Annotated in this window: 1 protein-coding gene; it reads right to left on the bottom strand. The window is 70.9% G+C overall.

Going from position 1 to position 2,275, the window contains the following annotated elements; all coding sequences use genetic code 11:
• Positions 1 to 69: 69 nt before the first annotated feature.
• Positions 70 to 2,235, bottom strand: coding sequence for a 4-alpha-glucanotransferase (gene malQ, locus G6017_RS05685; RefSeq protein ID WP_524536250.1), 2,166 nt, complete (start codon positions 2,233 to 2,235; stop codon positions 70 to 72).
• Positions 2,236 to 2,275 lie beyond the last annotated feature (40 nt).

Consider the following 2,275-nt stretch of genomic DNA (forward strand, 5'->3'; position numbering starts at 1 on the left):
GTAGGTCACCGCCGAACACAACTTCACACGAGAGCCCCCGGATCGCATCACGCGACCCGGGGGCTCTCGTCATACCACCCCACCTTCACCGGCCACCGCGCCCCACACCCGCCCCGCAAGGCCGGAGTCACGTAGTCCCTTCACGGAGACCACCGCACCCCGGCTGTCGGTGAGCGGGACACGCCAGTTGGGGTACTCCTCGGACGTCCCCGGCATGTTGACCGGCCGGCGATCTCCAGCCAGGTCGGCGACGGACACGGCGTACAGGAGAGAGGGCGCCGCGGACAGGAAGGCGTGGAGCGCCACCACCAGGTCTTCCGGGCTGTCGCCCTCGAGGAGACCGCGCTGCCTGACCGCCTCGGTGTAGGAACGGATCTCGGCCGCGGCATCGAGGCGCTCCTGCTCCGCATCGCCCGTCAGCTGGCCCAGCTCCTCGCGGACGTCGACGTGGACGAGATCGACATAACCTGCAGTCGGGGGGAGGTCGTGGGTCGTCACCGAGGCCATGCACAGTCGCCGGTAGTCCTCCGGAGGCGTCGGCCGGCCATCCTCCTGCTCGAACCACATCACCGAGGTTCCCATGACTCCTCGCTCGGACAGTTCCTCCCGAACCCCCGGTGCGACGGTCCCCAGGTCCTCTCCCACGACCACGGCTCCGGCACGTGACGCCTCCAGAGCGAGGACCCCGATCATCGCCTCGTGGTCGTAGCGCACATAGGTTCCCTCGGTGGGCGCGAGTCCCGACGGTATCCACCAGAGTCGGAAGAGCCCGAGGATGTGGTCGATCCGGATCCCTCCCGAGTCCCGCAGCGCAGCGCGCACGATGTCCCGGAACGGTCGGTAGCCATCCTCGGCGAGCGCGTCCGGTCGCAGCGGGGGTTGAGACCAGTCCTGGCCCAGCTGGTTGTAGGCGTCCGGCGGCGCGCCCACGGTGACCCCGCGTGCCAGTGAGCGGTGGAGGGCCCAGGCGTCGGCGCCGGTGGGATGAACCCCGACGGCGAGGTCGTGCAGGATGCCCAGACGCATCCCCGCCGACAGGGCCGCCCTCTGCGCCCCTGCACGCTGTTGAGCGACCTGCCACTGCAACCACTGGTGGAAACGGACCTCCTCCGCGTGGTCGTGCGCGTAGCGCGCCACCGCGTCGGAGTCCGGATCCCGGAGATCCTCGGGCCACCGCGACCAGTCCGGGCCCGCCTCGGCCGCCAGCGCGCACCACGTGGCGAAGCGATGGAGACCGGGTTCCTGTTCGACGACGAAGGCGTCGAACTCCCGTGCCCGATCATCCGACAGGGGAGCCGAGAACACCATCCGCAGCGCATCGAGCTTGGCACTCCAGGAGGAGTCGCGGTCGATGGTGTCCCGGGAGTTGTGCGGGTGCTGTGACTGCGCGAGATCATCGATCCTCCGCCTGTCCTCATCCGGCAGGGCGGTGTACTCCGGAATCTGCTCGGGACGGAGATACAGAGGCGAGGCGAACCTACGCGTGGTGGGTAGGTACGGGGACGGCTCCACCGGCGGGAACGGCTCCCCGGCGTGCATCGGGTTGACCAGGACGAAGTCGGCTCCGAGGTCCCGGCCCGCCCAGCCGGCGAGGTCGGCCAGATCGGCCAGGTCCCCGACCCCCCACGATTGCTCGGACCGGACCTGGTAGATCTGCGCGGCCAGACCGGCCGCGCGGCGTCGCGTGAGGTCCGCGGGAACCGGTATCGATTGCGGGGCCACCAGCAGGGTGGACTCGACCGTCCGGGATCCGGGAGCTGACGGTTCGGAGACCACGGCGACGAGCCGATGCCATCCGAGGGGGAGGGAGGCGGGGAGGTCGAGGCCGACGCGGTCAACGAGCACGCCGTCGACCTCCATCGACTCGGCAGGGGTGTCGGGGAGCTCCACATCGAGCGGTGCGGCCGAGTCCTCGAGATGGGCCGACAGCGTCACCGTGGCACCGCGTGGGACATGAACCGCGCACCTGGCGCCCGCCCCCCGCCTCGCCACTATCGTCGGTGGGAGCACCCGCCGCCACGGCCGCAGACGATTCTCCTCGAGGGCCTCACGGGCCGTGGTGCCGCTCTCGTCGTCGTCATCGCCGGCCCGGACGCCCATCGCGGCCAGAACCGCGCGCAGGGTCCGGGCGGTGATGTCCTGTCGGACTCCGCGCGCATCGGTGTAGCTCGTGGCGACCCCACACCTCTCGGCGAGCTCGACCAGGGCGGGGGGTACGGCGTCGGTCACGGTCACGGGGGTCCTCGCGTCGGGTCGGGCGGCGCCCCTGCCGGGG

The sequence above is a fragment of the Dietzia sp. B44 genome (assembly GCF_014145245.1).
In the GTDB taxonomy this organism is placed as follows: Bacteria; Actinomycetota; Actinomycetes; order Mycobacteriales; family Mycobacteriaceae; genus Dietzia; species Dietzia natronolimnaea.